General features: G+C 64.2%; 26 protein-coding genes and 1 pseudogene. 13 read left to right on the forward strand and 14 right to left on the reverse strand.

Features of this window, described 5'->3' with window-relative positions:
- Positions 1 to 9 precede the first annotated feature (9 nt).
- Entirely contained in the window at positions 10 to 2,436 is a 2,427-nt protein-coding gene (gene lon, locus C2847_RS08020) for an endopeptidase La (protein WP_105317948.1), read from the reverse strand.
- 111 nt (positions 2,437 to 2,547) lie between these two features.
- Between lon and C2847_RS08025 the strand changes: the two genes are divergently transcribed.
- From C2847_RS08025 to C2847_RS08040, 4 genes are read left to right on the forward strand one after another with little or no spacing between them, the layout of a single operon-like run.
- Positions 2,548 to 3,384 (forward strand): DUF1517 domain-containing protein, encoded by an 837-nt coding sequence (locus tag C2847_RS08025; protein ID WP_164835675.1) that lies wholly within the window; start codon positions 2,548 to 2,550, stop codon positions 3,382 to 3,384.
- 30 nt (positions 3,385 to 3,414) lie between these two features.
- Complete coding sequence (locus C2847_RS08030; RefSeq protein WP_105317906.1) at positions 3,415 to 4,353, forward strand: alpha/beta hydrolase; 939 nt, start codon at positions 3,415 to 3,417, stop codon at positions 4,351 to 4,353.
- On the forward strand, positions 4,350 to 5,024 hold the full coding sequence (locus tag C2847_RS08035; protein ID WP_105317907.1) for a TerC family protein: 675 nt from the start codon (positions 4,350 to 4,352) through the stop codon (positions 5,022 to 5,024). The genes C2847_RS08030 and C2847_RS08035 overlap by 4 nt, the downstream gene beginning before the upstream one ends.
- Complete coding sequence (locus C2847_RS08040; protein ID WP_105317908.1) at positions 5,017 to 5,559, forward strand: class I SAM-dependent methyltransferase; 543 nt, start codon at positions 5,017 to 5,019, stop codon at positions 5,557 to 5,559. The genes C2847_RS08035 and C2847_RS08040 overlap by 8 nt, the downstream gene beginning before the upstream one ends.
- On the opposite strand, the gene C2847_RS08045 is transcribed toward C2847_RS08040, so the two are convergent.
- A complete protein-coding gene (locus C2847_RS08045; protein ID WP_105317909.1) occupies positions 5,549 to 7,534 on the reverse strand; it encodes a (Fe-S)-binding protein in 1,986 nt (661 codons plus the stop codon). The genes C2847_RS08040 and C2847_RS08045 overlap by 11 nt on opposite strands.
- 74 nt (positions 7,535 to 7,608) lie before the next feature.
- Here C2847_RS08045 and C2847_RS08050 point away from each other — a divergent pair, with 74 nt between their 5' ends.
- Positions 7,609 to 7,809, forward strand: a complete 201-nt coding sequence (locus C2847_RS08050; protein ID WP_105317910.1) for a hypothetical protein — start codon at positions 7,609 to 7,611, stop codon at positions 7,807 to 7,809.
- On the opposite strand, the gene C2847_RS08055 is transcribed toward C2847_RS08050, so the two are convergent.
- The 12 genes and pseudogenes from C2847_RS08055 to C2847_RS08105 all read right to left on the reverse strand — a co-directional run bounded on the left by C2847_RS08055 (position 7,788) and on the right by C2847_RS08105 (position 16,627).
- Positions 7,788 to 8,243, reverse strand: a complete 456-nt coding sequence (locus tag C2847_RS08055; RefSeq protein WP_105317911.1) for a divergent PAP2 family protein — start codon at positions 8,241 to 8,243, stop codon at positions 7,788 to 7,790. The two genes, C2847_RS08050 and C2847_RS08055, sit on opposite strands and share 22 nt — an antisense overlap.
- Positions 8,227 to 9,078: a bifunctional 5,10-methylenetetrahydrofolate dehydrogenase/5,10-methenyltetrahydrofolate cyclohydrolase gene (locus C2847_RS08060; protein WP_105317912.1), complete on the reverse strand. Its 852-nt coding sequence runs from the start codon at positions 9,076 to 9,078 to the stop codon at positions 8,227 to 8,229. Before C2847_RS08060 ends, C2847_RS08055 begins: the two co-directional genes overlap by 17 nt.
- Before the next feature lies 1 nt (position 9,079).
- Positions 9,080 to 9,535, reverse strand: coding sequence for a transcription antitermination factor NusB (gene nusB / locus C2847_RS08065; RefSeq protein ID WP_105317913.1), 456 nt, complete (start codon positions 9,533 to 9,535; stop codon positions 9,080 to 9,082).
- A complete protein-coding gene (locus tag C2847_RS08070) occupies positions 9,528 to 9,857 on the reverse strand; it encodes an Asp23/Gls24 family envelope stress response protein (RefSeq protein WP_015716882.1) in 330 nt (109 codons plus the stop codon). The genes nusB and C2847_RS08070 overlap by 8 nt, the downstream gene beginning before the upstream one ends.
- Before the next feature lie 12 nt (positions 9,858 to 9,869).
- Positions 9,870 to 11,207: an acetyl-CoA carboxylase biotin carboxylase subunit gene (gene accC / locus C2847_RS08075; protein WP_105317914.1), complete on the reverse strand. Its 1,338-nt coding sequence runs from the start codon at positions 11,205 to 11,207 to the stop codon at positions 9,870 to 9,872.
- A complete protein-coding gene (gene accB, locus C2847_RS08080; protein WP_105317915.1) occupies positions 11,204 to 11,728 on the reverse strand; it encodes an acetyl-CoA carboxylase biotin carboxyl carrier protein in 525 nt (174 codons plus the stop codon). The genes accC and accB overlap by 4 nt, the downstream gene beginning before the upstream one ends.
- 108 nt (positions 11,729 to 11,836) lie before the next feature.
- A complete protein-coding gene (gene efp / locus C2847_RS08085; protein WP_105317916.1) occupies positions 11,837 to 12,391 on the reverse strand; it encodes an elongation factor P in 555 nt (184 codons plus the stop codon).
- Entirely contained in the window at positions 12,388 to 13,290 is a 903-nt protein-coding gene (locus C2847_RS08090) for a quinate 5-dehydrogenase (RefSeq protein WP_105317917.1), read from the reverse strand. The genes efp and C2847_RS08090 overlap by 4 nt, the downstream gene beginning before the upstream one ends.
- Before the next feature lie 6 nt (positions 13,291 to 13,296).
- Positions 13,297 to 13,461, reverse strand: a complete 165-nt coding sequence (locus C2847_RS12290; protein WP_164835676.1) for a hypothetical protein — start codon at positions 13,459 to 13,461, stop codon at positions 13,297 to 13,299.
- A gap of 9 nt (positions 13,462 to 13,470) precedes the next feature.
- Positions 13,471 to 14,358, reverse strand: a pseudogene (locus tag C2847_RS08095) (alpha/beta hydrolase family protein).
- A gap of 42 nt (positions 14,359 to 14,400) precedes the next feature.
- Complete coding sequence (speB, locus tag C2847_RS08100; RefSeq protein ID WP_105317918.1) at positions 14,401 to 15,276, reverse strand: agmatinase; 876 nt, start codon at positions 15,274 to 15,276, stop codon at positions 14,401 to 14,403.
- Positions 15,277 to 15,301: 25 nt separating this feature from the next.
- Positions 15,302 to 16,627, reverse strand: coding sequence for a M20/M25/M40 family metallo-hydrolase (locus C2847_RS08105; protein WP_105317919.1), 1,326 nt, complete (start codon positions 16,625 to 16,627; stop codon positions 15,302 to 15,304).
- Between the two features lie 17 nt (positions 16,628 to 16,644).
- On the opposite strand from C2847_RS08105, the gene mglB reads away from it, so the two are divergent.
- The 8 genes from mglB to rpsO all read left to right on the forward strand — a co-directional run bounded on the left by mglB (position 16,645) and on the right by rpsO (position 22,253).
- Positions 16,645 to 17,136: a GTPase-activating protein MglB gene (gene mglB, locus C2847_RS08110; protein WP_105317920.1), complete on the forward strand. Its 492-nt coding sequence runs from the start codon at positions 16,645 to 16,647 to the stop codon at positions 17,134 to 17,136.
- A 1-nt stretch (position 17,137) separates the two neighbouring features.
- On the forward strand, positions 17,138 to 17,728 hold the full coding sequence (gene mglA, locus C2847_RS08115) for a GTPase MglA (RefSeq protein ID WP_105317921.1): 591 nt from the start codon (positions 17,138 to 17,140) through the stop codon (positions 17,726 to 17,728).
- Positions 17,729 to 17,899: 171 nt separating this feature from the next.
- The gene (locus tag C2847_RS08120; protein ID WP_105317922.1) at positions 17,900 to 18,004 is read left to right on the forward strand and encodes a cytochrome c oxidase subunit 2A; all 105 of its coding nucleotides are present in this window, start codon (positions 17,900 to 17,902) and stop codon (positions 18,002 to 18,004) included.
- Between the two features lie 3 nt (positions 18,005 to 18,007).
- Positions 18,008 to 18,514 carry a cupredoxin domain-containing protein gene (locus C2847_RS08125; RefSeq protein ID WP_105317923.1) on the forward strand — a complete coding sequence of 169 codons (507 nt, stop codon included), beginning with the start codon at positions 18,008 to 18,010 and terminating at the stop codon, positions 18,512 to 18,514.
- Positions 18,515 to 18,517: 3 nt separating this feature from the next.
- Positions 18,518 to 20,206 (forward strand): b(o/a)3-type cytochrome-c oxidase subunit 1, encoded by a 1,689-nt coding sequence (locus tag C2847_RS08130; RefSeq protein ID WP_105317924.1) that lies wholly within the window; start codon positions 18,518 to 18,520, stop codon positions 20,204 to 20,206.
- Between the two features lie 66 nt (positions 20,207 to 20,272).
- Complete coding sequence (locus C2847_RS08135; RefSeq protein WP_208619947.1) at positions 20,273 to 20,758, forward strand: hypothetical protein; 486 nt, start codon at positions 20,273 to 20,275, stop codon at positions 20,756 to 20,758.
- The gene (locus tag C2847_RS08140; protein WP_105317925.1) at positions 20,755 to 21,912 is read left to right on the forward strand and encodes an MFS transporter; all 1,158 of its coding nucleotides are present in this window, start codon (positions 20,755 to 20,757) and stop codon (positions 21,910 to 21,912) included. Before C2847_RS08135 ends, C2847_RS08140 begins: the two co-directional genes overlap by 4 nt.
- A 71-nt stretch (positions 21,913 to 21,983) precedes the next feature.
- Positions 21,984 to 22,253, forward strand: coding sequence for a 30S ribosomal protein S15 (gene rpsO / locus C2847_RS08145; RefSeq protein ID WP_028493281.1), 270 nt, complete (start codon positions 21,984 to 21,986; stop codon positions 22,251 to 22,253).
- The last annotated feature ends 53 nt before the right edge of the window (positions 22,254 to 22,306 follow it).

Raw genomic sequence — 22,306 nt, forward strand, 5'->3', positions numbered from 1 at the left:
AGGCCACCCCTAGGCATGGGCCACCACTTCCTTTTTGGACCGTGCCCTGGACCCCTTGGCCCTGGTCTCCCGGGCCCTATGCTCCAAGGCCTTGAGCCCGCCCACCAGGGCCAGGTCCAGGACCTGGTCCAGGTGCTCCACGAAGTGGAAGGTCATGTTCTGCCGCAGGGGTTTGGGGATGTCGCTGAGGTCGGCTTCGTTTTGCTTGGGAAGGATCACCTCCCTAATCCCCGCCCGCCTGGCCCCCAGCACCTTCTCCTTCACCCCGCCGATGGGAAGCACCCTGCCCGTGAGGGTGATCTCCCCGGTCATGGCGATGTCGTGGCGGACGGGCACCTCGGTGAGGGCGCTGACCAAGGCGCTCACGATGGCCACCCCGGCCGAAGGCCCCTCCTTGGGGATGGCCCCCGCCGGCACGTGGATGTGGATGTCGGACTCCTCAAAGCGCTTCAAGGGGATGCCGAAGCGCTCGGCGTTCCGCTTGGCGTAGGAAAGCGCCGCCCGGGCGGATTCCTTCATCACATCCCCAAGCTGCCCGGTGAGGATCAGGTTCCCCTTACCGGGCATCACGGACACCTCCACGAACATGATGTCCCCGCCCACCGGGGTGTAGTACATGCCCGTGGCCACCCCCACCTGGGGCTCGCGGGCCTCGGTTTCCGGCAAGTAGCGGGGCGGGCCCAGGTACTTTTCCAGGTCCCTCTCCGTGATGCGCACCCGTTTCTTGCCCTCTTCCAGGATCTGCCGGGCCGCCTTGCGCAAAAGGGAGCCGATCTCCCGCTCCAGCTGGCGCACCCCGGCCTCCCGGGTGTAATGGGTGATGAGGCGCATGAGGGCTGCCTCCGTGATCACCACCTGGCCCTCGAGGAGGCCAGTTTCCCGCATCTGCCGGGGCAGGAGGTAGCGCTTGGCGATCTCCAGCTTTTCCTGCTCGATGTAGCTGGTGAACTCGATGGCCTCCATCCGGTCCCAGAGGGGGGCGGGGATGTTCTGGGGGAAGTTGGCGGTGCAGATGAACATCACCTCGGAGAGGTCAAAGGGCACCCCCAGGTAGTGGTCCACGAACTCCTTGTTCTGGGCGGGGTCCAGCACCTCCAAGAGGGCCGCCGCGGGGTCCCCCTGGTAGGAGATGCCCAGCTTATCCACCTCGTCCAGGAGGAAGACGGGGTTCTTGGTGCCCGCCTGGCGCAGGCCCTGGATGATGCGTCCGGGCATGGCCCCGATGTAGGTGCGCCGGTGCCCCCGGATGTCGGATTCATCCCGCACGCCGCCCAAAGAGATCCGCACGTACTTGCGGCCCAAGGCCTCGGCGATGCTCTTGGCGATGGAGGTCTTCCCCACTCCAGGAGGCCCCACGAAGAGGAGGATAGGCCCCTTGTTCACCTCGTCCGGTGGGATTTCCCCCCGCTTGGCCCGCTCTGCCTTGAGCTTTCGCACCGCCAGGTACTCAAGAACCCGATCCTTTACCTTCTCCAAACCGTAGTGATCCCTTTCCAGGATCTCCTTGGCCCGGTTTAGATCCAGGTTGTCCTCGGTGCGGGTGTTCCAGGGGAGGTTCACGATCCAGTCCAGATAGGTGCGAATGACGCTGGCCTCGGCGGAATCGGGGTGCATGCGGGCGAAGCGGTTGAGCTCCCGCTCCACCTCCTGCCGCACCACGGGAGGCAGGTTGAGTTCCTCCACCTTCCTGCGGAACTCCTCCACCTCCTCGGCGCCCTCCTCCCCGTGGAGCTCCCGCTGGATGGCCTTCATCTGCTCCCGCAGGAAGTACTCCCGCTGGTTGCGGTCGATCTCCTCCTTGACCTGCTGCTGGATGCGCCTTTGCGTTTCGATGAGCTCCAGCTCCGCCTCGAGGAGAACCAAAACCCGCTTTAGCCTCTCCGCCACATTGGGGGTCTCCAAAACCCTCTGCTTGTCCTCGAGGCGGAAGTCCATGTGGAAGGCGATGTAATCGGCGAGTTGGCTCGGGTCTTCCAGGTTCAAGACGAACTGGGCCACCTCGGGAGCCAGGTACTTGCCTTCCTTAAGAAGGGCCTGAAACTTGTCCTTTACCTCCCGCACCAGGGCCTTGACCAAGGTGGGGTCAGCGGGTTCATCGGAAAGCACCTCCCCCCTGGCCTCGAGGTGGTCCCCCAGGTCCAGCCACTCCCTGACCCGCACCCGGGCAAAGGCCTGCACCAGCACCTGGACGGAGCCGTCCGGGTTCTTGCGCATCTTGAGGATGTTGCAGGCGGTCCCCACCTCGTAGAGGTCCGAGGGCTTGGGGTTTTCCACCTCCTTGTCCTTTTGGCTCACGATAAGTAGCACCCGCTCCCGGGTCAAGGCCTCGTCGATGGCCCGGATGGAAACAGGCCTCCCCGCATCGATGGGCATGACCATGGTGGGGTAGATGACCGACCCCCTCACCGGGCAGACGGGCAAGGTCTCTGGCAGCATGGTTTCCCTCCTTTCTCCCTTCTCGTCCATAGCCTAAGCCTACCTATATCAAGTTTACTGCATCGTTGGTTTTAGCACAAAGCCTCCCGGCCCTGGGGTATGCTGAAGGCCATGCGCCGCCTCGTTTGGCTCCTTCTTCTGGTGCTCTCCTTGGCCCTGGCCCAGAAGAGCGGGGGCGGCGCAGGTGGGCGTCCCTACAGCCCCACCCCACCTCCCATGAGCCCAGGACCAGCCCCGGTCTTCCCAAGCCCGGCCCCCTCCTATCCCCCGTATCCTGGCCCGGTGGTGGTCTACCCTGGGGGAGGGGGAAGCCTAGGCATTCTACCCGTCCTGGTGGTCTTGGGCTTGGTCTTGGCGACCGCCTACATGGTGCGGGGGCTCCGCCAAGCGGGGGAAAGGCCCACCGCCAGCGTGGCCAGGTTGCGCCTGGCCCTCCTGGCCCGCCCCCAGGTGCAAAAGGCGCTAAGGCAGCTGGCCGAGGAAGCGGACACCACCTCGGCCAAGGGCCTCGCCGACTTGTTGGACGAGGCAGCCCTCTTGCTCCTCAGGGAGGAGCCCGCCTGGCGCTTTGGGGATTACCAGGTGGCAGCGGGTTCCGAGGAGGAGGTCCTGGCCCGGTTCGACGCCTGGATGCTGGAGGAGCGGAGCAAGTACCAGGAAACCTTCCGCCACTTTGAGGGCAAGAAGCAAGCGCTGGAGGCATACCAGGCCCAGGTGGAGCCTGGCGGGCGCTATCTGGTGGTAAGCCTCCTCCTCGCCGACCGCAGGCTCCTTCTTCCCCAATCGCCTTTGACCCGGTCCCGGGCCAGGCAAGCCCTCATGGATCTGGCGGGATCCAGTTCCTTTACCCTCCTGGCGGCATACCTTTCCTGGACCCCGGAAAGGGAAGGCGAGGCCCTGACGGAGGAAGAGCTCCTTCTCCTCTACCCGGAGCTGGAGAAGCTTTAGGTCCGGCCCAGGCCCGGGTAGAGTATTCCCGTGGTACGGGTTTCTAAGCGCACCGTCACCTTCTTTCCCCCGGCCCAGGCCAGGGCCCTGATAGGGGATTTCACCGACTGGGAAAGGAACCCCATCCCCCTCCAAGGCCCCGTCACCCTGGAGTTCCCGGAAGGGGCTTATGTGGAATACGCCTTCCTGGACGAACGGGGTAGGCCCTTCCCCGACCCCGAAAACCCTGAGCGAGCGGACAATCCCTGGTGGACCTATCCCCGGGCCGTCCGGCTTCCCGGGCACCGCTTTGAAGCACCTCCCCAGCCCCGGGAAGAACCCAAAGTGGAGCGGCACCGCCTGGGGGAAAGGCGCTTCTACGTGGCCGAAGCCGGGACAAGTCCCAAGGCCACCCTGGTGGCCCAGGATGGGGTGGCCTTCTACCGCACCGCAGGCCTCCACAGGGTGGCCCAGGCCCTGGTGGAGGCGGGCGAAATCCCCCCGGTGCGCCTGGTTTTTGTGGAACCCATGGACCGGAACCAGGAGTACCGGTTCTCAGAAGCCTACGAGGAGGAGTTCCACCGGGTGCTAGGGGAAGTGGAACGCAGCAAGGGCCCCTTGGGGGAGATCCTCCTGGTGGGGGCTTCCTTGGGGGGGCTTTTTTCCTTGTGGCAGGCCCTGCGCCACCCGAACCGCTTCCCAAAGGTCCTCGCCCTCTCCCCGGCCCTAAAGGCCCACCCAGGGGGCACCGACGCCTACCGGGACCGGGAGTGGCTTTTGGAACGATGCGCCGAAGCCCAGGTTCTACCCCGCATCTATCTGGAGGTGGGTCTTTTAGAATGGCTCCTGGCCCCAGCCCGCCGCTTCGCCGCCCTCCTCGCTGACCGCAAGGTTCCCCACGCCTACCGGGAAAGGGCCTCGGGGCACAACTGGGTAACGTGGAAGCAGGCCCTGGCCCCAGGGCTTCGCTACCTGCTGGGGGAGGCATGAATCCGGAAACTTTTCTGGTGCTCTCTTCCGTGGCGGCCCTCGAGGCCCTCCTATCCGGGGACAATGCCTTGGTCCTGGCGGTGATGGTCAGACCCCTGCCCACCCACCTCCGCCGCAAGGCCCTCTTCTACGGGGTCCTGGGGGCCTACCTGCTAAGGGGCCTGGCCCTCCTTTTCGCCGTGTACGTGATCCGGCTATGGTGGGTCCAGGTGCTGGGAGGGCTTTACCTCCTCTTCCTCATGCTCCAACACTTCCGCGACCATCCGGAGGCCAAGCCCTTGCCCGAGGCCACCGCCCGGGAGTTCTGGCGGGTGGTCCTCCTCATCAACCTGGTGGACCTGGCCTTCGCTGTGGACTCCATCCTGGCGGTGGTGGCCTTTTCCAAGGACCTCCTCCTGGTCTTCCTGGGCGTGGCCCTGGGCATCCTCTTCATCCGCCTGGCCGCGGGCTACGTGGTGGCGGTGATGGAACGCTATCCCAGCCTGGAGAAGGTGGCCTACGCCCTGGTGGGCTGGGCCGGGATCAAGCTCCTCTTGGAAGGAAGCGCCACCCTGGCGGAACTCCTGCATCGCCCGGAGCTGGCCTGGCACCTGCCGAAACCCGCCTTCTGGGGCGTAACCTTCCTCATCCTCTTGGGGGGAAGCCTTCTGGCTTTGCGCAAGCATGCCTAGGGACTGGGATGCGTTTTACCGCCAAGCCGCCCTGGAGCGGACCCCCGCCCAGGTGGTGCGGGCCTACGGCCCCTTCGCCCCCCAGGGCCCGGTCCTGGACCTGGCGGGGGGCTTGGGCAGGAACGCCCTTTACTTCTTAGACCGGGGGCATCCCGTGGTCCTGGTGGAAAAAAGCCGCGAGGCCCTAAGAAAGCTTAAAGGCATCCGCGGCTTGACCCTGGTGGAGCTGGACCTGGAGGGCCCCAAAGCCCTCTCCCTCCTCCCTCCGGGCCCCTTCGCCGCCATCCTCATGAGCTATTACGTAAACCGCCCTCTCCTTAAGGCCCTTCCTCCCCTCTTGGCCCCAGGGGGGCTTCTCCTGGTGGAAGGCTTCAGCCGCCGGGAAGCCGTGCGGCGCAACAGGCCGGAAAGCCCTTTCTACTGGGAGCCCTACGAACTCCTCTCCTCTCCCCCAGGCCTCGTGCTGCGGGCCTTCGGAGAGGGATGGATGGAGGGCTACCGGGTCTTCGCCGCCTATCAAAATCCTAGGCCTTGAGGCCCCGGGCCACCAGCTCGGCGATGTCCAAAACCTCCGGGGGTTTCTCATCCTGGGCCACCTCCACGTTCATCATGGCCATGCAGAAGGGGCAGCCGGTGGCGATGACCTCCGCCCCCGTGCCCTTAAGCTCCCGGTACCGGTTTTCCGAAACCCGCATGGCCCCGGGTTCCTCCTCCTTCCAGAACTGGGCTCCGCCGGCCCCGCAACAGAAGCTCTGCTCCCGGTTCCTGGGGGGGTCGATGAGGACAAGGCCCACCCCTTTGAGCACCTCCCGGGGTGCTTCGTACACCCCGTTGTGCCGGCCCAGATAGCAGGGGTCATGGAAGACCACCCGCCGGGTTTCCTCGGAAACCTTAAGCCGGCCCGAGCGCAATAGCTCGGCGATGAACTCCGAGTGGTGGACCACCCGGTACTCCCCGCCAAAGGCCTTGTACTCGTTGCCCAGGGTGTGGAAGCAGTGGGGGCAGGTGGTGACGATGGTCTTGGGAGCCACCTGGTTTAGGGTCTCCACGTTCTCCGTGGCCAGCTGGAAGAACAGGTACTCGTTGCCCGCCCGTCTGGCAGAATCCCCTGTGCACTTTTCCTTTCGGCCCAGGACCGCCCAGTCTACCCCGCTGGCGTTCAGGATCTCCACCATGCTCCTTGCGATCTTCTGGGCCCTGGGGTCGTAGCTGGCCGCACACCCCACCCAGTAGAGGACCTCGGGGTGAGGCTTTTCCTCCACGGTGGGCACGCTAAGCCCCTCAGCCCAGTCCAGGCGCTTATCCTGGCCGATGCCCCAGGGATTGCCCGAGCGCTCCATGCCGCGGAAGGCGTTGTTGAGCTCCTGGGGGAACTCCCCCTCCATGAGCACCTTGGCCCGGCGCACATCCAGGATGTGAAGCATGGGCTCGTTACCCACCGGGCAGACCTCCACACAGGCCATGCAGGTGGTGCAGGCCCAAAGGGCCTCCTCGTTCAGGGCGAAGTCCATGAGGGGCCTCGGGCTTTCCTGCCCGCTGGCAAAGGTGGGGAGGATCCCATTCAGTTCGTACCGCTCGGAGATGACGACGGCTGCCGGAGAGAGGGCCTTTCCCGTGGCGTAAGCAGGACAGGCCTCCTGACAGCGGTTGCACATGATGCAGGCATAGGCGTCCAGAAGCCGCTTCCAGGAGAGGTCTTCCAGCTTCTCCGCCCCGAACCTCTCCTCCTCCTTCTCGAAGTCCAGGGGCAAGAGGGCCCCGGGCTTCTCCTGGCGAAAGGCCAGGTTGATGGGGCCCATCATCAGGTGGATGTGCTTGGAGCGGGGGAAGTAGGGAAGAAAAAGGAGGATGGAGCCCAAGGCACCCCACCAGAAGAAATGTTCCAACACCACCAGGCTGGAGGGTGAAAGGCCCGCAAGCAGGGTAGCCAGAAAGCTGGCCACCGGCTGGAAGGGGTCGGGCTCTCCTTGGGCCAGGCCCGCTGCCTTGGAAAGCAGGCGGCTTCCCACGTGGAAGGTGATAAAGGCCCCCACAATGGCCGAATCCCGGGGGATTCCCTGGCGTACCCGTTCATGGAGAGGCACCTTGGGATTCCAGGTGAAATCGTGGGGTGCAAGAAGGTAGCGGCGAAGCATGAGCCCCAGGATGCCCACCAGGATGGCGGCGGTGAGGAGATCGGCCACGAGATTATAGGCGTTCCAAAGCCCCCCTTGGGTGTGCAGGGGAAAGTACCCCTCCAGAAGGTCCACCAGGTTGACCAGGAGGTAATAGACAAAGCCGTAGAAGACGAAGGCATGGAGGAGGGAAACCAGGGGCCGCCTTTTGAAAACGGTCTGCTGCGTAAGGGTAAGCCAAAGGGCCCGGCCAATGCGCTCGGGCAGGCGGTCAAAGCGCTCCTCCGGCCGTCCCCTTCGGATGGCCAGATACACGCGGCGAAAGCCCGTGTAGGCGTAGTAAAGGCTCGCTAAAAGGAGCAGGATAAAGAGGATTTTCTCCGGTAGCGTCAGCATGGGTGCAACCTCCTTATACTCGGTAAAAGTTTACCCCATCCCGCCAAGCTGGCAAGGGCGTACAATAAAGCCCCGTGGAAACGGTTGCCTTGAGCGTCCTCCTCTTCTTCGGCCTTTTGAACCTCTGGGTCTTCCACCGCTTCAAGAAGCCCCTCCTGCCCCTGGTGGTGGCCATGTTCGCAGGCTTCTTCACCTTCTTTCTCTCCCCCGTGCTTGGGCTCCTCGTCTTCCTCTTGGGGCAGACCCTGGCCTTTTACGCCGCCGGGAAAAGGTGAAAGCTGAGGAAGGCCACCAAAGCGCCCAGCAACGCTCCCACCAGGACCTCGAGGTAGGTGTGGCCCAAAAGTTCCTTAAGGGGCTCTGGGGCAGGGCCTTTCTCCAGCACCTGTTGCAGTTCCTGAACCAGCTGGTTTAGGAGCTGGGCGTGCAGGCCAGCCGCCCGGCGGATTCCCGTGGCGTCGTACATGACGATGAGGGCGAAGATGGCGGCCACGGCGAACAGGGTGCTGCCAAAACCCTCCTGGAAACCCACCCCCATGGCCAAGGCGCTGACAGTGGCGGAGTGGGAGCTGGGCATCCCCCCGGTTTCCAGGAAGCGCTCCCATTGGAACCGGCCCTCCAACAGGTAATAGAGGAAAAGCTTCAGGGTCTGGGCCAGGAAGTTGGCCAGGATGGCTGTCCAAAAGACCTGGTTAGCGAGGAGCTCCATGCCGCCTAAGCAACGCCGCCTTCACGGTATTGGCCATCAACATGGCCACGGTCATGGGCCCCACGCCCCCGGGCACGGGGGTGAGGGCGGAGGCCACCTCGGCCACCTCGGGGTGAACATCGCCAAGAAGCTTGCCCTCCACCCGGTTCACCCCCACGTCCACCACGATGGCCCCGGGCCGCACCCACTCCTTTCGCACCAGATGGGGCCGCCCCACCGCCACCACCAGCACCTCCGCCCGCCGGGTCACCTCGGGAAGGTTCCGGGTACGGGAATGGGCCACGGTCACCGTGGCATCCTCCCGCAGGAGGAGGCCTGCCAGGGGCTTCCCCACGATGTTGGACCGGCCCAGGACCACCACCTCCTTGCCCCTTAGCTCCACCCCGTAGTGCTTGAGCAGGCGGACGACACCCAGGGGCGTGCAGGGGAAAAGCCCCTCTCCCCCGCTCCAAAGCTTCCCCACGTTGAGAGGGTGGAAGCCATCCACATCCTTAAGGGGAGAGATGGCCTCCAAAACCCGCTCCGTGCGGATGTGAGCGGGCAAGGGGAGCTGGACCAGGATGCCGTCCACCTCCGGGTCCTGGTTAAGGGCCTCTATACGCTCGAGAAGGGCTTCCTCCGGGGTATCCGCGGGGAACACCTCCACCTGGCTCAAAAGTCCAAGCTCCCTGGCCCTCTTGTCCTTAAGGCGCACGTAGGACACCGAGGCGGGATCCTCTCCCAGGCGGATCACCCTGAGGGAGGGCACGAAGGGCAGGGAGCTAAGGGTTTCCCTCAGCTCCCGATACACGGTCTCCGCCACCTCATCGCCGGAAAGGGTACGGGCAAGGGTCATCTCAGTCCTCCTTGGGCACCGCCTTCAGCTCACCCCCCTGGATCCGCCGGTACAAGCGGCCGAGGACCCCGTTGACAAAGGCTCCCGAGTGCTCTCCCCCGTAGCGGTTGGCGATCTTCACCGCTACCTCGATCAGGGGGGCGAAGGGAGTGGGCTCGTAGAGCATCTCGTAGGCCGCCAGGCGCAAAACTGTGAGGTCGGTTTTGGACATCTGGGCGAAGTCCCAGCCCTCCACCGTATCCCGTAGCACCTGGTCCACCTCCTCCGCATGAGCCTTGTATCCCTCTAGCAAGCGCCGGGCAAAGGCCACGCCCTCCTGGTCCAGGGAATCGCCGTAGGCGTCCTCCTCCCCTCCCATCTCCTCCAAGGCGTGGCGGAAGGCCTCCTCCAGATCCACCCCCCCTTGGGTGTGGGCAAAGAGGGCCCGCATGGCCAGCTCCCTGGCTCGCCTAAGCATGGGCCTCCTTCCGGTACTCCACCTGGGCCACGGTGAGGTTCACCGCCTGCACCTTCTCCCCCGTGGCCAGGTAAAGGGCTTCCGCCACGGCTTTTTGCACCGCCTGGGCTGCCTCGGGAATGGAAACCCCGTAGTCCACGGAGAGCACCAGGTCCACCGTGAACCCCTCGGGGGTGCGCTCCACCTTGATGGGCTTCATACGGCGGAAAACCTCCCCCAGGGAGCGGGGAGCGGTTTCCAAGAGCCGCACCCCCTGAAGGTCGGAAAGGGCATGGGCCACCAGCCCCTCGAGGGCATGGTCGCTGATCTCGTACTCCACCATCACACGCCCAGTCTACATCTCCATCCGCCGGGCCACGAAGTTGGTGTAGACTGCCCCCCGGCGGAAGAAGGCGTTTTGCAGCACCTTCTGGTGGAAGGGGATGGTGGTCTTGAGGCCGGGCCCCTCGATCACCGTTTCGGAAAGAGCCCTTTCCATGCGCTTGATGGCCTCCTCACGGGTGGGAGCCCAGGCGATGATCTTGGCGATCAAGCTGTCGTAGTGGGGCGGAATCTGGTAGCCCGCATAGAGGTGGCTGTCCACCCGGATCCCTGGCCCCCCGGGGAAAAGCAAGGTTTCCACCTTGCCGATGGAGGGCCGGAAGCCCTTCTCCGGATCCTCGGCGTTGACGCGCACCTCTATGGCGTGCCCCCGCACCTCCACCTCCTCCTGCTTGAGCCAAAGCTTCTCCCCCATGGCGATCCGGAACTGGGCCTGCACCAGGTCAATGCCGGTGATCATCTCGGTCACGGGGTGCTCCACCTGGATGCGGGTGTTCATCTCTATGAAGTAGAAGTTCCCCTCCTTATCCACCAGGAACTCCAGGGTACCCGCGGATACGTACCCCACGTGCCGGGCAAGCCGGGCAGCTGCCTCGGCAATGGCCTTCCGGGTTTCCAAAGGTAGGGTGCTAGGGGCTTCCTCCAAGAGCTTCTGGTGCCGGCGCTGGATGGAGCAGTCCCGTTCCCAAAGGTGGATGACGTTCTCCCCATCCCCCAGGACCTGGATCTCTATGTGTTTGGGCTCCTCAATGTATTTCTCCAGGTAAATGGCGGGGTTTCCAAAGGCAGCCCGGGCCTCCTCCTGGGCCTGCTGAACCGCCCTTTCCAGCTCCTCCTCGGTGTGCACCAACCGCATGCCCCTGCCCCCGCCCCCGGCGGAGGCCTTAAGGATCACGGGATAGCCGATCTCCTGGGCGGCCCGTTTGGCCTCCTCCACGCTGGTAAGCTCATCCGTCCCCGGAACCGTGGGCACCCCGGCCTCCCGCGCCACCTTCCTGGCGGTGGCCTTGTCCCCAAGGGCGCGCATGTTCTCCGGGGTGGGACCGATGAAGGTGATGCCGTGGTCCCGGCACATCTCGGCAAAGGTGGCGTTCTCCGCCAGGAAGCCGTAACCGGGATGGATGGCGTCGGCCCCGGTCACGATGGCCGCGGAAAGCAGGTTGGGGATGTTCAGGTAGCTCTGCCCGGAAGGAGGAGGTCCGATGCAGATGGCCTCGTCCGCCAGGAGCACGGGAAGGCTCTTCTCGTCGGCGGTGGAGTGGGCCACCACGGTCTTGATCCCCAACTCCTTGGCGGCCCGGATAATCCTCAAGGCGATCTCGCCCCGGTTGGCGATTAAGACCTTCTTCATAGCGGCTGGATCAGGAAGAGGGGTTGCCCGTACTCCACGGGTTCCCCGTTTTTCACCAGGATCTTCTTGACGATCCCGGAAACCTCCGACTCGATCTCGTTCATGAGCTTCATCGCCTCAATGATGCAGAGCACCTGCCCCTTTTCCACCCGGTCCCCTTCCTCCACGTAAGGGGGGGCATCCGGGGCCGGTGCCCGGTAGAAGGTACCCACGATGGGGGCCCTCACCTCCACGCAACCCGCGCACTCCTCCTTAGCCTCCTTGGCCCCCTTGGCCTCCTGGGCCTCGAGGCCCGGGGCTCCAGCAACCGGAGCCAAATCCGCAGGGGCGCCGGGAGCGGCGGGAGTGGGCGGGGAAGGAGGCGAGGCCGGAGGGGTGGTTATCCCTTGGGGCAAGGCCACCACCTGCACCTCGCCCCCTCGGCGTACGGTCAGCTTGTAATCAGGGGTTTCCAGGGTGAGCTCGCTCACCCCATGCTCCACCAGGGCCTGCAGGATCTGCTTCAGTTCCTTGGGCGTCATGGGTGCACCTCGCAGCATAAAGCTTACCCTATCCAAGGGCCGCCACCACCTTTGGACTTAGTAAAAGAAAGAGCCCGGGGTGAACCCGGGCTGTCCAGCCCAAAAGCCTCAGGCGCGGCCCACGTACTGGCCCGTGCGGGTATCCACCTTGATGACCTCGCCGGGCTCCACGAACAGGGGCACCTGGACCACCGCTCCGGTTTCCAAGGTGGCGGGTTTGTTGCCGCCGGAGACCGTGTCCCCCCGCACCCCCGGGGGTGTGTCCACCACCTTGAGCTCCACCACGGTGGGAGGGGTGATCTTCAGGGGGCGCCCCTCATACATGTCCCCCAGGACGGTCATCCCCTCCTTGAGAAACCGCGCAGCCTCCACGTGGTCCTTGGGCAGGTGGAACTGTTCGTAGGTCTCGAGGTCCATGAAGACCAAGTCGTCCCCCTCCTGGTACAGGTACTGGAGCTCCCGGGTTTCCACGTAGATGTCCTCCAGCTTCTCCCCGGAGTTGAAGGTGCGCTCAATGGTAGCCCCCGTTTCCAGGTTCTTGAACTTGGCCACCACCTTGGCCCCACCGCGACCAATCTTCTGGTGCTGGTATTCCACGCACTCCCAAAGGCCACCCTCCATCTTCACCTTGGTTCCGGGTCTAAGGTCGGTCACGCTGATCATGCTCCCTCCTGAAGGTCCAAGACCTGGGGCTCAAGCCCTAAGAGGTCAATATACCGGAGATACTCCTCCCCCCCAAGCTCCCGCCCAGCCAAGGCTACCAAAAGGGCCTCCATGACGTTGGTGCCAAAGCTCCGCCCGTGGAGGCGGGGGGTAGTGGTGATAAGGCGCCTTACCCCCCGTTCCCTAAGGAAGGCCACATCCTCCTCCGTGGTGGTGTTGGTGAGCACGGTCTTTCCCTTCATGGCGTCGGGCATGTGGCGCCTGATGTAGTGCCAGTCTCCCGCCACCAGATCCGCCCAGAGGTAGTAGCGGCTTCGCCAATCCACCACCCGCTCCCCCTGCTTTTCCCCCGTGGGGTAAAGGAGCTGGAAGGGAAGCTGGGTAAGGAGGGGAAGGAGCACAAAGGCCAGCTTCTGCAAAAAGGAGAGGGAGTACAGGGGTATGGGTAGCCCCAGGGCAAAGATGAAATCCCCGTAAAGAACCTTGGCTCCGGCCTCGTGCAGGGCCTCAGCCAAACCGAAGCGGTCCACAGCGGAAGGCAGCAATACCTTGGTTTCTTTCCAGTCTATAAGCCCAGCCAGCTGGGCCACCACCCGACGCTCCAAGGTGTGCTTGAGGCCCGAGCCGTCCACCACCGGGGTTTTACGGGCCGCCTCCTTAAGCCTCTTGGCATCCCGGATGGTGTAGCGCCGCCCCCCTGCCCAAAGGTAGAGGTCAATGCCCCCGAGGCCGATGGCGTCGATCTTTCCATCCAGCTCAGCAATGAGCTGCAAGGCTTTCTGGAAGTCGCCATCCGTGCCCCGCCTTTCCAAAACCACTTCCTCCCCAAGGAGCTCCACCCGGACCACGGAGTCCCGGCGGCTAGCCCCCAGGGACACGGAAACCACGTGCTTGGCCACGAAGGGCTATTCTAACCGAAGGAGGAGGCCAAGGATCAGCCAAAGGGCAGCCAGCAGGAAGAAGGGCCAGGTGCGCCGCACCCCCAGGAGGCGGGCTAGAAGGCCAAAGGCCACGCTCCCGAAGGCAAGGGCGAAGAAGAGGGCCTCGAGGTTCTCAAAGAAGGCCTGCATGGCCCCAGGTTACCGCAAGACCCGTCCGAAAAAGGCCAGGACCCTTTGGCGGAACGCCTGGTCCACCGGACCGCGGAAGAGGTAGCCCGCCGGGTAGCTGAAGCACTCCACCACCGGCTTCCCCAAGGACTTAAGCCTTCGGCAAAGCTCCCATGACCACTCCGGGGGCACCTGGGCGTCCTAGGTGCCATGGTGGACGCTGAAGGGCACGGCAACCCTCTCCAGGTAGGTCCAGGCGGAAGCCTCCGCCAGGGTTTTGGGAGGAAGGGTGAAAAGCTCCCGGCCTCGTGTACCCCCCGACCAGTAGCGGATCCGCTCCAGATTCCGCCTCTCGTCCCCGCTCATGCTCCCGTAAAGCACCACGCCCTTCAGGCGGGGATCCACCAGGGCCACCACCTGGGCAATCCCCCCACCCATGGAGTGGCCGAAGAGGCCGATGTACCGCCCATCCGCCTGGGGAAGGACGCCCTTGCGCACCTCGGCCAGCAGATTCAGCACATCCACTGCGTAGACATGGCGCAGGCCCACGGCGGGCCTCCCCTCCGAGGGGGGATGGCCCCGGTAGTTGGGGTGGAGGACCAGGTACCCTGCCTCCGCCAGAAAGTCGGCATAGGGGGTGGTGTAGGCCAGGGTTCGGTAGCGGCTCGGCTCCACATACCCGTGGAGCACTACCACCACGCGAAAGGGACCCTGGCCCAAAGGCAGGTTGGCAAATCCGTACACCCGAAGCCCATCGGAAAGATAGGAGAAAAGCACCCGGGTAAAACGGGGGTTCCTCTCCAAGACCCGTTCCACCCGGAAACCACCTTCCCCATAAACCCTCTCCCAGAGGTCGGGCAGGGTGAGGGGCTGGGCCAGGCCCACCCCCAGGAGGAGCACGCCCAGGAGCCAGGGCATCATCTTCCCAGGCTACGGGCGAGCGAGCGAAGGAAATGTAGCCTACAGGCCCCTGGCCTCGAGCCACCCTGCCTGGAGGCCCTTCAGGCCGATGGCGTGATAGACCAGCTGGGCCGCGGTCATCTCCGCGTGGAACTGGCCGTTGGGCGAAAGCTCCACGAAGTCCACGCCCACCACCTCCTTTTCTCGAAAGACCGCCCCCAGGAGGTCCACCACCTGCCGGTAGGAAAGCCCCCCGGGCAAGGGAGTGCCCACGCTGGGCATAACGCTGGGATCCAGAGCGTCAAAGTCAAGGCTGATGTAGACCCGCTCCCCCAAGGCCCCCAGGATCGCCTCCAGGGGTAGCCCCTCCCGATGGATGCGGTGGGCAGGAAAAAGGCCCACCCCCTGCTCGCGCGCCAGGGCCAAGGAGTCCCGGTCCATGGCCCGGATGCCCACCTGCACCAGGGGAAAGCCCTCCTGCAAAAGGCGGTAGAAGGGGGAAGCGTGGGAGTAGGCCGAGCCCTGCCACTCCGGGTAGAGGTCCGCATGGGCGTCGATGTGCAGGATGGAGAACTCCCCCAGCACCTCGCGGTGGGCTAGGACCAGGGGGTGAGCGATGGAGTGGTCCCCCCCCAAGGAAACCAGGAACTTGCCCGCCCGAAGGTGGGCAAGGGCGGCTTCCCGGATGAGGGCGTGGCTCTCCTCGGCGCTTCCCGCCACCCAGGGCACCGGCTCCGCCGCATGGATGCCCACCTCCTCCGGGGCCACGCCCAGCTCCAACAGAAAGGGCTCCAGCTCCCGGCTGGCCAGGAGGATGGCCTCGGGGCCCCGCCGGGCCCCCGGTAAGAAGGACAGGGAAAGGTCGTAGGGCACGGGCAAGACCACCACCCGGGCCTCCTCGTAGGGGGTATCGCGCTCGCCAAAGAAAAGACGCATACCCCTAAGAGCCTAGCAGATGGCGCTAGCTTCCGAGAAAGTAGAGCTCAAGAAGCCTGAGTAGGGCCAGGGTGCCCCGCTCAAAATCCCGGATGCGGATGTGCTCGTTGGGGCTATGCACCCGGCTCCCCGGATACCCCACCCCCAATCCCACCGCCGGGGCTCCCAGGTGGTGCAGAAAAGGATACATGGGACCGGACCCCGCCATGTTGGGGTAAAGCACCGCCTTGGCCCCAAAGGCTTCTTCCAGAGCCCTTCGCACCAGGCCAATGAAGGGATGAGAAAGATCCGAGCGAGCGGGATGCTCCCCCTTTTCCAGGACCACCACCTCCACGTCGTGAAAACCCTGGGCCTCGAGGTGCCGCCTGAGAAGCCCAGGGATCTCCTCCGGGTCCTGGTCGGGGACCAGCCGGAAGTCCAGCTTGGCAAAGGCCTCAGCGGGCAACACGGTCTTGGAACCCGGGCCCCCATATCCCGAGTGAAGGCCGTTAAAGTTTACACAGGGCTCCGTGTAGAGGCGCTGGTTAAACTCCAAATTTCTGGCCCCGCCCAGGAAGTCCCGCACACCAAAAGCCTCCCTTAGCGCCTCCGATTCGTCGGGGATCTCCGCCAGCACCTCCACCTCCTTGGGGGTAAGGGGGCGGACCCGGTCGTAAAACCCGGGGATAAGGACCCTCCCCTCCTCATCCCGCAGGCTGGCGATGGCCCGGCTCAAGCGGTAGATGGGGTTTTCCACCACCGCCCCGTAGGAGGAGTGAAGGTCAAAGGCGGCGGTGCGCACCCGAAGCTCGAGGGCCACGATGCCCTTGAGCCCGGCATAAAGATAGGGGCGCCCCTTAGCGTCCACCCCTCCCGCCTCCCAAACGATGGCCTCGGCGCGAAGCAGATCCTTCCTGTCCCGCACGTACTCCGCCAGGTGGGGGCTTCCCACCTCCTCTTCCCCTTCCACCACGAATTTCACCCGCGGCAGGAAACCGTGCCGCTCGCGGAAGAGCCTTAGGGCCATAACCCTGGCCACCAGCTCCCCCTTGTCGTCGTGGGTGCCCCGCCCGTACCAGGCCCCGTTCCGCTCCGTGAGGGCGAAGGGGTCGCTCTCCCAAAGCTCCAGGGGGTCTGGGGGCTGGACATCGTAGTGGTTGTAAAAGAGAAGGACCCTCTCCCCCTCGCCCCCTTCCGCATACACCACCTTGGGGCCGTAGCCCCCGTGGAGTTCAGCCCTGAGCCCCAAGCCCTCCAGAAGCTCGGCCACCCTAGCCGCCCCCGCCTCGAGGGCCCTTCCCTCGGCGCTCACCGTGGGCAACGCCACCAACTCCGCCAAAAGGGTTTTGGCCTCCTCTAGAAAAGAGCGCATGGTAGACTGAGCATACTATGGTGGAACCTTCCCTGGTCCTCTACGGGGCGCTCTATGAGCGGGCCCTCGGGGTCTTGGACGAAACCCTACGGGAAACCGGGGCCCGGTACGCCTTGCTCATAGACCGCAAAGGTTTCGTGCTGGCCCACAAGGAGGCCCTCTGGGCCCCCAAGCCCCCACCCCTGGACTCCCTGGCCACCCTGGTGGCGGGCAACGCCGCCGCCACCCAAGCCTTGGCCAAGTTGCTGGGAGAGGCACGCTTCCAAGAGGTGGTGCACCAAGGGGAGCACATGGGCCTCTACGTGGACGAAGCCGGCGAGGCGGCCCTCCTGGTCCTGGTCTTTGACGAGAACGCTCCCCTGGGCAAGATCAAGCTCCACGGGAAGCGGGCGGCGGAAACCCTGGCCCGCCTGGCCGAGGAAGCCCTGGCCAACCCGCCTAAGCTGAACCTGGACACCCAGTACCGCGAGGAGGCTAAAGCCCTACTGGACGAACTCTTCGGCAACTAGCATGAGCACCATCAACTTCGCCAACCGCGAGATCAATTTCAAGATCGTCTACTATGGCCCGGGGCTCTCCGGGAAAACCACCAATCTTAAGTGGATATACAGCCGCATCCCCGAAGGCCGCAAAGGGGAGATGGTTTCCCTGGCCACCGAGGACGAACGTACCCTCTTCTTTGACTTCCTTCCCCTGGACCTGGGCGAGGTCAAGGGTTTCAAGACCCGCTTCCATCTTTACACCGTGCCAGGGCAGGTCTTCTACAACGCCAGCCGCAAGCTGATCCTGAGGGGTGTGGATGGCATCGTCTTCGTGGCGGACTCCGCCCCCAACCGCCTCCGGGCCAACGCCGAGAGCATGCGCAACATGCGGGAAAACCTGGCGGAATACGGGCTTAAGGTGGAAGACCTCCCCGTGGTTCTCCAGGTCAACAAGAGGGACCTTCCGGACGCCCTCCCGGTGGAGATGGTGCGGGCGGTGGTGGACCCAGAAGGACGATTCCCCACCTTCGAGGCGGTGGCCACCGAAGGCCGCGGCGTGTTTGAAACCCTTAAGGAAGTGAGCCGCCTGGTGCTGGCCCGGGTGGGTAGCGGCGCCTAGCCTCCAAACCGTTATCCAGATCCCCCCATACCCAGAGGGGTATGGGGGGATCGATCGCTCCGGGTGCGAGAACTTGGAGCACAGGAAAGGGACAAATGTACTTCACCTTCTTCCCGGCCTTTCGCTAACATATCCCCCGTATACGGCAGTTCGCCGTACAGGAGGAAAGGTATGGAGGAAAAACCGGTCGGCGCAATGGGAGTGATAGTGGTTCTTACCCTCACCATCCTCGTCTTCTGGCTGGGGGTATACGCCATCTTCTTCGCTAGGGGGTAGGGTATGGTGGACGAGCACAAGGCCCACAAGGCAATCCTGGCTTACGAAAGGGGGTGGATGGCCTTCTCGGTGGCCATGCTCTTGGTCTTCATTGCCCTCATCGCCTACACCCTTGCCACCCACACCGCTGGGGTCATCCCGGCAGGAAAGCTGGAGCGGGTGAATCCGACTACGGTGCGCAACGAAGGCCCTTGGGCTGATCCCGCTCAGGCAGTGGTGCAGACCGGCCCCAACCAGTACACGGTCTATGCGTTGGCCTTTGCCTTCGGGTACCAACCGAACCCCATTGAGGTTCCCAAAGGAGCGGAGATCATCTTCAAGATCACCAGCCCGGACGTCATCCACGGCTTCCACGTGGAGGGGACCAACATCAACGTGGAGGTCCTCCCCGGCGAAGTCTCCACGGTACGCTACACCTTCCAAAAAGCAGGCGAATACCGGATCATCTGCAACCAGTACTGCGGCTTAGGCCACCAGAACATGTTCGGCAAGATTGTGGTAAAGGAGTGAGCCATGGCGGTGCGCACCTCTGATTTCAGCCGAGTCTACGAGGCCTACCCCGAAAAGAAGGCCACCCTTTACTTCCTGGTCTTGGGCTTCGTCGCCCTCATCATCGGAAGCCTCTTTGGCCCTTTCCAGGCCCTTAACTACGGAAACGTGGACGCCTATCCCCTCCTTAAGCGCCTCCTCCCCTTCGTGCAGTCTTACTACCAGGGCCTGACCCTGCACGGGGTGCTGAACGCCATCGTCTTCACCCAGCTCTTCGCCCAGGCCACCATGGTGTACCTGCCCGCCCGGGAGCTGAACCTGCGGCCCAACATGGGCCTCATGTGGCTTTCCTGGTGGATGGCCTTCATCGGTTTGGTGATGGCCGCCCTGCCCCTGCTGGCCAACGAGGCCACGGTCCTCTATACCTTCTACCCACCCCTCAAGGGACACTGGGCCTTCTATCTCGGGGCCAGTATCTTCGTTCTCTCCACCTGGGTTAGCATCTATATCGTCCTGGACCTGTGGCGGCGTTGGAAGGTCCAGAACCCGGGCAAAGTGACCCCCCTGGTCACCTACATGGCGGTGGTCTTCTGGCTCATGTGGTTCATCGCCTCCATCGGGCTGGTCCTGGAGTCCGTGCTCTTCCTCCTCCCCTGGTCTTTTGGCCTCATCGAGGGAGTAGACCCCCTGATCGCCCGGACCCTCTTCTGGTGGACGGGCCACCCCATCGTCTACTTCTGGCTCCTGCCCGCCTACGCCATCATCTACACCGTTTTGCCCAAGCAAGCTGGAGGGAAGCTTGTTTCCGACCCCATGGCCCGTCTGGCCTTCCTGCTCTTCCTTCTCCTCTCCACCCCGGTGGGGTTCCATCACCAGTTCGCCGACCCCGGCATCGACCCCACCTGGAAGATGATCCACTCCGTCCTCACCATGTTCGTGGCGGTGCCCAGCCTGATGACCGCTTTTACCATCGCGGCCAGCCTGGAGTTTGCGGGAAGGATGCAGGGGGGTAAAGGCCTCTTCGGCTGGATCAAGGCCCTGCCCTGGGGCAACCCCGCCTTCGTGGCCCCGGTGCTGGGCCTCCTTGGGTTTATCCCCGGGGGAGCGGGGGGTATCGTGAACGCCAGCTTCACCCTGGACTACGTGGTCCACAACACCGCCTGGATCGCCGGCCACTTCCACCTGCAGGTGGCGAGCCTGGTGACGCTGACGGGGATGGGTTCGCTGTGGTGGCTTATCCCCAACCTCACCGGCAAGCCCATCTCCGATGGGCAAAGGCGGCTCGGCCTGGCGGTGGTCTGGCTTTGGTTCATCGGCATGATGCTTATGGCCCTGGGGCTTCACTGGCAAGGCCTCTTGAACGTGCCCAGGCGGGCTTACATCTCCCAGGTGCCAGACGCGTATACCCATGCCGCCCTGCCCATGGTTTTCAACATCCTGGCGGGCATCATCCTGCTGGTGGCCCTCCTCCTTTTCATCTACGGCCTCTTCAGCGTTCTTCTGGGCCGGGAGCGTAGGGCAGAGCTGGCCGAGGCCCCGGTGCCCTTCGCCGAGGTTATCTCTGGCCCTGAGGACCGTCCTTTGGTCCAGGCCATGGACCGCATCGGCTTCTGGTTCCTGGTAGCGGTGATCCTGGTGCTTTTGGCCTACGGGCCCACCCTGGTCCAGCTTTTCAGCAACCTGAACCCGGTGCCGGGCATGAGGCTCTGGTAGGCCCTCGAGGCGGTCAAGGGTCAGGGCCTCCTGGCCCTTGACCTTTTTTGCGGAAGGCGCAAGGCTATGCCCGTGGGCTTCCTGACCTCCCCCGCCCTGAGCTGGATGGTGGGCCTCACCCTTCTCCCCTTTTTCCTCCAGTTCCTAGGCCTGGGCCTGAGCGAGGTGCTGGGGCAAGGCCTTTGCGGAAGCGCCCTGGGGGTTTCCGAAGCGGAGGCCGTCCGCTACGGCCTGGTAAGCGAGTACTACCTTTACGGCCAGCTCTTTCTCCTTCTGCTCGCCCTGAAGGTCACCTATGCCCTGATCCTCGTGGCCCTGCGCTTCATGTACCCCAAGGAGGAACCTCCCTTCGCCCCCTGGGTGTGGAAGACTGGGGTGGGGCTTTCCGCCGCTGTTCTCCTGCTCTTTCTCCTCACCCGCACCCTGCCCCTCCCCTTCGCCACCCCTCTCGGGCCTGCCCTGCTGTCCCCAGCCCCCTTGGACCCCCTTTCCCTGTTGATGGTCCTCCCCGAGCCCATTTTGCTCTTCCTTTACCTGAGGCACCGGCCATGAAGCTTCCCGTGCAGGTGTACCTTCTGGGCTTGGTCAGCTTCCTCATGGACGTGGCCAGCGAGATGGTCTATCCCCTTTTGCCCCTCTTCCTCACCGGACTGGGAGCAGGCACCGGGGTGCTGGGCCTCGTGGAGGGCATCGCCGAAGCCGCGGCCAGCCTCTTTAAGGTGGTCGGGGGAAGGATCTCCGACCGGGTGGGCCGAAGGAAGCCCCTCCTCCTATTGGGCTACGGCCTCCCGGCCTTCTTAAGGCCCATCCTGGCCCTGGCCCAAAGCCCGGCCCACGTCCTCCTCTACCGCTTCCTGGACCGGACGGGCAAGGGGCTACGCACGGCGCCCAGGGACGCCCTTTTGGCGGAGAGCGTTCCGCAAAGCGCCCTGGGACGGGCCTACGGCCTTCACCGGGGCCTGGACACCCTGGGGGCCACCGTGGGGCCCTTTCTGGCCTTCCTTCTCCTGCCCCACGTGGGGGTGCGGGGCGTGTTTTGGCTTTCCGCCATTCCCGCCTTCCTGGCCGTGCTCACGCTCCTTTGGATCCGGGAAGCCAGGAGCGTAAAGGTAGCCACGGACTCCCTTCCACCCCTTCCGCCAGGCTACCTAAGGACCCTACCGACCGCCTACCGGCGCTTCCTCCTGGTTTCCGGCATCTTTGCCCTGGCCCTCTCCTCCAACGCCTTCCTGCTCCTGCGCCTTAGAGACCTAGGCCTCTCGCAAGAGGAGGTCACCCTGGCCTACACGGGCTACAACCTCCTTTACGCCCTTCTCTCCTACCCCTTGGGTGGACTTGCCGACCGGGTGGGGTTGAGGCGGGTGGTGGCCTTGGGATTTGCCCTTTACGCCACGGTCTATCTGGGTTTCGCCTGGGCTGAGACGGCGTTTTGGGGCGTGGCCCTTCTACTTCTTTACGCCCTGTACTCGGCGGCCTTTGAAGGGGCAAGCCGGGCCTACCTGGCCACCCTCATACCCCAGGAAGCCAAGGCCACCGCCATCGGACTCTACCACACGGTGGTGGGGATTCTGCTCCTTCCGGCCAGCTTGATCTTCGGTTTTCTCTGGCAAAGTTATGGGCCTGAGCTGGCCTTCGGCGTGGGGGCGGGTCTGGCCCTTTTGGCTCTCCTGCTTTTCCTGCTTGACGGAAGGAGGGCCAGGCCCTAACCTGATAGAGGTCCTTTGGGGCCTCGAGGAGGAAGGGGCCAAAAGCGCCTTCCTCCCTGACGGAGGTAGAAATGCCCATCAGCAAAGAGGAAAAGCAAAAGGTCATACAGGAGTTCGCCCGCTTCCCCGGGGATACGGGGAGCACCGAGGTGCAGGTGGCTTTACTCACTTTGCGCATCAACCGGCTTTCCGAGCACCTCAAGGTCCACAAGCACGACCACCATTCCCACCGCGGCCTTCTCATGCTGGTGGGGCAAAGGCGCAGGCTTCTCCGCTACCTGGAGCGGGAAGACCCCGAGCGCTACCAGGCCCTGGTTGAGAAGCTGGGCCTTAGGAAGTAAACTGGTAACCAGGTCGGGGGCGGGGCCTTAGGGCTCCGCCTCTCGCTTGAGGA

Source organism: Thermus tenuipuniceus (assembly GCF_002964845.1).
In the GTDB taxonomy this organism is placed as follows: Bacteria; Deinococcota; Deinococci; order Deinococcales; family Thermaceae; genus Thermus; species Thermus tenuipuniceus.

What these genes read in the sequence shown, in the direction of transcription:
- C2847_RS08025 (WP_164835675.1), top strand. Translation starts at nt 2,548, where the DNA reads ATGCGCCGCCTCGTTTGGCTCCTTCTTCTGGTGCTCTCCTTGGCCCTG.
- C2847_RS08060 (WP_105317912.1), bottom strand. Translation starts at nt 9,078, where the DNA reads ATGACCCTTGCCCGTACCCTTTCCGGCGATGAGGTGGCGGAGACCGTG.
- mglB (WP_105317920.1), top strand. Translation starts at nt 16,645, where the DNA reads ATGGTGGAACCTTCCCTGGTCCTCTACGGGGCGCTCTATGAGCGGGCC.
- efp (WP_105317916.1), bottom strand. Translation starts at nt 12,391, where the DNA reads ATGATCAGCGTGACCGACCTTAGACCCGGAACCAAGGTGAAGATGGAG.
- C2847_RS08035 (WP_105317907.1), top strand. Translation starts at nt 4,350, where the DNA reads ATGAATCCGGAAACTTTTCTGGTGCTCTCTTCCGTGGCGGCCCTCGAG.
- C2847_RS08120 (WP_105317922.1), top strand. Translation starts at nt 17,900, where the DNA reads ATGGAGGAAAAACCGGTCGGCGCAATGGGAGTGATAGTGGTTCTTACC.
- C2847_RS08070 (WP_015716882.1), bottom strand. Translation starts at nt 9,857, where the DNA reads ATGGTGGAGTACGAGATCAGCGACCATGCCCTCGAGGGGCTGGTGGCC.
- C2847_RS08045 (WP_105317909.1), bottom strand. Translation starts at nt 7,534, where the DNA reads ATGCTGACGCTACCGGAGAAAATCCTCTTTATCCTGCTCCTTTTAGCG.
- lon (WP_105317948.1), bottom strand. Translation starts at nt 2,436, where the DNA reads ATGCTGCCAGAGACCTTGCCCGTCTGCCCGGTGAGGGGGTCGGTCATC.
- accC (WP_105317914.1), bottom strand. Translation starts at nt 11,207, where the DNA reads ATGAAGAAGGTCTTAATCGCCAACCGGGGCGAGATCGCCTTGAGGATT.
- speB (WP_105317918.1), bottom strand. Translation starts at nt 15,276, where the DNA reads ATGCGTCTTTTCTTTGGCGAGCGCGATACCCCCTACGAGGAGGCCCGG.
- rpsO (WP_028493281.1), top strand. Translation starts at nt 21,984, where the DNA reads ATGCCCATCAGCAAAGAGGAAAAGCAAAAGGTCATACAGGAGTTCGCC.
- C2847_RS08140 (WP_105317925.1), top strand. Translation starts at nt 20,755, where the DNA reads ATGAAGCTTCCCGTGCAGGTGTACCTTCTGGGCTTGGTCAGCTTCCTC.
- C2847_RS08125 (WP_105317923.1), top strand. Translation starts at nt 18,008, where the DNA reads ATGGTGGACGAGCACAAGGCCCACAAGGCAATCCTGGCTTACGAAAGG.
- nusB (WP_105317913.1), bottom strand. Translation starts at nt 9,535, where the DNA reads ATGCTTAGGCGAGCCAGGGAGCTGGCCATGCGGGCCCTCTTTGCCCAC.
- C2847_RS08135 (WP_208619947.1), top strand. Translation starts at nt 20,273, where the DNA reads ATGCCCGTGGGCTTCCTGACCTCCCCCGCCCTGAGCTGGATGGTGGGC.
- accB (WP_105317915.1), bottom strand. Translation starts at nt 11,728, where the DNA reads ATGACGCCCAAGGAACTGAAGCAGATCCTGCAGGCCCTGGTGGAGCAT.
- C2847_RS08040 (WP_105317908.1), top strand. Translation starts at nt 5,017, where the DNA reads ATGCCTAGGGACTGGGATGCGTTTTACCGCCAAGCCGCCCTGGAGCGG.
- C2847_RS08105 (WP_105317919.1), bottom strand. Translation starts at nt 16,627, where the DNA reads ATGCGCTCTTTTCTAGAGGAGGCCAAAACCCTTTTGGCGGAGTTGGTG.
- mglA (WP_105317921.1), top strand. Translation starts at nt 17,138, where the DNA reads ATGAGCACCATCAACTTCGCCAACCGCGAGATCAATTTCAAGATCGTC.
- C2847_RS08130 (WP_105317924.1), top strand. Translation starts at nt 18,518, where the DNA reads ATGGCGGTGCGCACCTCTGATTTCAGCCGAGTCTACGAGGCCTACCCC.
- C2847_RS08055 (WP_105317911.1), bottom strand. Translation starts at nt 8,243, where the DNA reads ATGGAGCTCCTCGCTAACCAGGTCTTTTGGACAGCCATCCTGGCCAAC.
- C2847_RS12290 (WP_164835676.1), bottom strand. Translation starts at nt 13,461, where the DNA reads ATGCAGGCCTTCTTTGAGAACCTCGAGGCCCTCTTCTTCGCCCTTGCC.